Below are 4388 nucleotides of genomic sequence, written 5' to 3' on the forward strand. Positions count from 1 at the left end.
CGTACAGACTCCAGATTGTAGTCATTCTTTGTTTCTCCTTGAAGCTTGCTCGACGTGCTTGATGGCTTCGGGATCATCCGCAAAAGGCAGCAAGGTCGCGTCTTCAAACTCCGACTTGCGCTTGGGGCTGAATACCCACAACGCCAGACCGATGAAGGCCACCATCACAACAACGGTGCCCAGGCCACGAATCATCCCGATATCCATCCAATTCACCGTTTGCTTTTGATGATGGTGCCCAGGCCTTGCAGGTAGGCCACCAGCGCGTCCATTTCGGTTTTGCCCTTCACGGCATCTTTTGCACCGGCGATGTCTTCGTCGGTGTAAGGGACGCCGAGCGTGCGCAACACTTCCATTTTCTTGGCCGTGTCTTTGCCGTCGAGCTTGTTTTCCACGAGGAATGGGTAAGCCGGCATTTTCGACTCAGGCACCACGTTGCGCGGGTTGTACAAGTGCGCACGCTGCCAGTCGTCGGAGTAGCGACCGCCCACGCGGGCCAGGTCAGGGCCGGTACGTTTGGAACCCCACAGGAACGGGTGATCCCAGACGCTTTCACCGGCGACCGAGTAGTGGCCATAGCGTTCGGTTTCGGCGCGGAACGGACGGATCATCTGCGAGTGGCAGCCGACACAACCGTTGGCGATATAGATATCGCGGCCTTCCAGTTCCAGCGCCGAACGTGGCTTCATGCCTTCGACCGGCTTGTTGGTAACGTCCTGGAAAAACAGCGGAACGATTTGGGTCAGGCCACCGACGCTGACGGCGATGACCATGAAGAAGGCCAGCAGGCCAATATTCTTCTCGACAGCTTCATGCTTCATCAGTGAGCTCCAACGACAGCGATCTGGGCGGCGGCTTCGGCTTCAGCCGGGTTCGAGGCGCGCACGGTGCGCCAGACGTTGTAAGCCATCAGGAACATGCCGCTGGCGAAGAATGCACCGCCCAGGGCACGGACGATGTAGCCCGGGTGGCTGGCTTGCAGCGCTTCAACGAACGAGTAGGTGAGGGTGCCGTCGTCGTTGATTGCCCGCCACATCAGGCCTTGAGTGATGCCGTTGACCCACATCGACGCGATGTACAGCACGGTACCGATGGTCGCGAGCCAGAAGTGCGCGTTGATCAGGCCGACACTGTGCATCTGTGCACGACCGAACAGTTTCGGGATCATGTGGTAGATCGCACCGATCGAGATCATTGCTACCCAGCCCAGAGCGCCGGCATGTACGTGGCCGATGGTCCAGTCGGTGTAGTGCGAGAGCGAGTTGACGGTCTTGATCGCCATCATCGGCCCTTCGAAGGTCGACATTCCGTAGAACGCCAGCGATACCACGAGGAAGCGCAGGATCGGGTCGGTGCGCAATTTATGCCAGGCGCCCGACAGGGTCATCATGCCGTTGATCATGCCGCCCCAGCTCGGTGCCAGGAGGATGATCGACATGGCCATGCCCAGCGACTGTGCCCAATCCGGCAGTGCGGTGTAGTGCAGGTGGTGCGGGCCGGCCCAGATGTACAGGGTGATCAGCGCCCAGAAGTGCACGATCGACAGGCGATAGGAGTAGATCGGACGTTCGGCCTGTTTCGGCACGAAGTAGTACATCATCCCGAGGAAGCCAGTGGTCAGGAAGAAACCCACGGCGTTGTGGCCGTACCACCACTGGATCATCGCGTCGGTCGCGCCGGAGTAGGCCGAGTAGGACTTGAAGAAGCTGACGGGCAGCGAGGCGTGGTTGACGATGTGCAGCATCGCGGTGACGACGATGAAGGCGCCGTAGAACCAGTTACCGACATAGATGTGCTTGGTTTTGCGCTTGGTGATGGTGCCGAAGAACACCAGACCGTAGGTGACCCAGACAATGGCCAGGAGAATGGCCAGCGGCCATTCCAGTTCCGCGTATTCCTTGGTGGTGGTGTAACCCAGCGGCAAGGTAATGATCGCGCCGACAATGACGGCTTGCCAGCCCCAGAAGGTGAAGGCGGCGAGGCTGTCGGAAATCAGTCGCGTCTGGCAGGTTCGCTGCACGACATAGTAGGAGGTGCCAAACAGTGCACATCCACCGAAGGCAAAAATCACCAGGTTTGTGTGCAACGGGCGCAGGCGTCCAAAGCTCGTCCACGGCAGACCGAAGTTCAATTCCGGCCAGACCAGTTGCGAGGCGATGAAGACACCGAGCCCCATGCCCAGGATCGCCCAGACCACCGTCATGATGGCGAACTGGCGGACTACCTTATAGTTATAAGCAGTCGGACTGATTGCTGTGCTCATTCTAAGGTTCCACGGTTTAGGTGTTTTATTAGGATTAAAATCGGCCGCAAGTATGCAGAGAGCAGGGGGTCATTGCAACGCGCCATGACCTGGGTCAATGCTTTCCAACGCTGATTCTGCGGCCTTTCCATACGCCGCGTAAGGACAAAATTGGCCTCGGACAAAATGTCGCAGCAGACGAAAAAAGCGAGGGGCTCAGATCACTTGTAACGAGGCGTGTTCAAACAGCCGGTTCGGCTGATGAACGGCAATCGGCGCGACAGCCGGTATCTACCGGCCTTTGCGGCGAGTTTGTCAGCCGATTCATCGAACACATCGCTCAGGGTCGACCTGGAACCAGCACGGGCCAGTCCGCATCGAGCAAGCGTAGACCCGAATCAGGGGAACCGAAAGGTGAGGGCATCAAGGGGTGCGACAATGCGTCGCAAAGGGGCGGGAAACTGCCGCACTGAGAAACGTGCGGCAGTGATGTAGTCAATGCTTACTGTTTATTGTCTTCAGTAACAAGTTTTTCTGTATTCAATCCATTGCTAAGACTGTACACATAAGCCGCCAGTAATTGCACTTTATCGTTACCCAGCAACTCATTCTGCGCTGGCATATGACCTTGGCGACCATGGCGGATGGTCTGTTCGAGCTGGGTCAGGCTGGTGCCATAGATAAATCCGGCCGGGTGCGTCAGATTCGGCGCCCCCATGGCTTCAGTGCCGTGGCCGGTTGCCCCATGGCAGGCGACGCAAGTGGTGCTGAACGTTTGCTGTCCGGCTTGCAGGTCGGCCTTGCTGTCGGCGGGCAAAGGCAGGCCGGCCAGATCGTGACGCACATACGCGGCAACGTTCTTCACACCCGCTTCACCGAGCACTTCACCCCAGGCCGGCATCGCCGCCATCCGCCCGCCCATGATGGTGGTCTTGATGGTGTCGGCGTCGCCGCCCCAGCGCCAGTCGCTGTCGGCCAGGTTGGGGAAGCCGAACGCGCCTTTGGCATCCGAGCCGTGGCAGACCGAGCAGTTGGAGGCGAACAGACGGCCACCCATTTTCAGCGCCTGCGGGTCTTTCGCCACGTCTTCCAGCGGCATGGCGGCGAACTTGGCGAAGATCGGGCCGAACTTGGCATCCGCCTTGTTCATTTCCTTTTCCCATTCGTGGACGCCGGTCCAGCCGTCCTCGTAACCGGGCAGGATGCCTTTCCAGTTGCCCAGGCCCGGATACAGGATCAGATAGCCCACGGAAAACACCAGCGTGCCGGCGAATAGCATGAACCACCATTGCGGCAGCGGGTTGTCGTACTCCTCGATGCCGTCGAAGCTGTGGCCCATGGTCTGGTCGACGCTGCCCTTGGTCTCGCCCCGACGCGTGCCGATCAGCAGCCAGGTCAGGCCGATCAGGCTGCCGATGGTCAGTACGCAGATCCACGTACTCCAGAAGGTGGTCATGGCCGGGTACTCCTTGGTTCAGGTGCTTGGGTAGTGTCGGGTTGCGGCTCGTCGGCGAACGGCAGCAGGCGCGCTTCGGCGAACTCCGGCGTGCGCTTGCGGTTGAACACCCAGAAAGTCAGGCCGACGAAGGCGACGAACACCACGCCGGTGCCGAGGCCGCGAATCAGCCCTGTGCTCATTTCAATGACCATGGCTCACCTCTTGCTCTTGATTGCAGTGCCGAGCACTTGCAGGTACGAGACGAGGGCGTCCATTTCGGTCTTGCCCTTGAGGCTGGCGACCGCGCCGCCGATGTCGTCGTCGGTGTACGGCACGCCGAGGGTGCGCAGGGTCTTGAGCTTGGTTTCGGTGTGGCTGCTGTCGACCGCTTGCGTGACCAGCCATGGATAGGCCGGCATCTTCGACTCCGGTACGACGTTGCGCGGGTTGTACAAATGCGCGCGGTGCCAGTCATCCGAGTAGCGCGCGCCGACTCGGGCCAGGTCCGGACCGGTACGCTTCGAACCCCACAGGAACGGGTGATCCCAGACGCTTTCGCCTGCTACCGAGTAGTGCCCGTAGCGTTCGGTTTCGGCGCGGAACGGGCGGATCATCTGCGAGTGGCAACCGACGCAGCCCTCGCGGATGTAGATGTCGCGGCCTTCCAGTTGCAGCGCGGTGTAGGGCTTCATGCCCTCCACCGGTTTG

General features: G+C 59.9%; 6 protein-coding genes. All 6 read right to left on the minus strand.

Annotated elements, in window-relative coordinates; all coding sequences use genetic code 11:
* Positions 1-21 precede the first annotated feature (21 nt).
* The gene (locus ACIOU6_RS11170; RefSeq protein ID WP_401136155.1) at positions 22-207 is read right to left on the minus strand and encodes a cbb3-type cytochrome oxidase subunit 3; all 186 of its coding nucleotides are present in this window, start codon (positions 205-207) and stop codon (positions 22-24) included.
* A gap of 5 nt (positions 208-212) precedes the next feature.
* Entirely contained in the window at positions 213-821 is a 609-nt protein-coding gene (gene ccoO, locus ACIOU6_RS11175; RefSeq protein WP_221733289.1) for a cytochrome-c oxidase, cbb3-type subunit II, read from the minus strand.
* Positions 821-2263, minus strand: coding sequence for a cytochrome-c oxidase, cbb3-type subunit I (gene ccoN, locus ACIOU6_RS11180; protein WP_401136159.1), 1443 nt, complete (start codon positions 2261-2263; stop codon positions 821-823). Before ccoN ends, ccoO (ACIOU6_RS11175) begins: the two co-directional genes overlap by 1 nt.
* 481 nt (positions 2264-2744) lie before the next feature.
* Complete coding sequence (ccoP, locus tag ACIOU6_RS11185) at positions 2745-3698, minus strand: cytochrome-c oxidase, cbb3-type subunit III (protein ID WP_401136162.1); 954 nt, start codon at positions 3696-3698, stop codon at positions 2745-2747.
* On the minus strand, positions 3695-3892 hold the full coding sequence (locus ACIOU6_RS11190; protein WP_401136165.1) for a cbb3-type cytochrome oxidase subunit 3: 198 nt from the start codon (positions 3890-3892) through the stop codon (positions 3695-3697). Before ACIOU6_RS11190 ends, ccoP begins: the two co-directional genes overlap by 4 nt.
* A gap of 3 nt (positions 3893-3895) precedes the next feature.
* A partial coding sequence (ccoO, locus tag ACIOU6_RS11195) for a cytochrome-c oxidase, cbb3-type subunit II (protein ID WP_401136168.1) occupies positions 3896-4388 on the minus strand: 493 nt, incomplete at its 5' end.

Origin of the sequence: Pseudomonas sp. NPDC087615 (assembly GCF_044743445.1) — a bacterium.
Lineage (GTDB): Bacteria > Pseudomonadota > Gammaproteobacteria > Pseudomonadales > Pseudomonadaceae > Aquipseudomonas > Aquipseudomonas baetica_A.

Bases quoted from the DNA above. Each gene is read 5' to 3' on its own strand.
- ccoN (WP_401136159.1), bottom strand. From the start codon at position 2,263: ATGAGCACAGCAATCAGTCCGACTGCTTATAACTATAAGGTAGTCCGC.
- ACIOU6_RS11170 (WP_401136155.1), bottom strand. From the start codon at position 207: ATGGATATCGGGATGATTCGTGGCCTGGGCACCGTTGTTGTGATGGTG.
- ccoP (WP_401136162.1), bottom strand. From the start codon at position 3,698: ATGACCACCTTCTGGAGTACGTGGATCTGCGTACTGACCATCGGCAGC.
- ACIOU6_RS11190 (WP_401136165.1), bottom strand. From the start codon at position 3,892: ATGGTCATTGAAATGAGCACAGGGCTGATTCGCGGCCTCGGCACCGGC.
- ccoO (WP_221733289.1), bottom strand. From the start codon at position 821: ATGAAGCATGAAGCTGTCGAGAAGAATATTGGCCTGCTGGCCTTCTTC.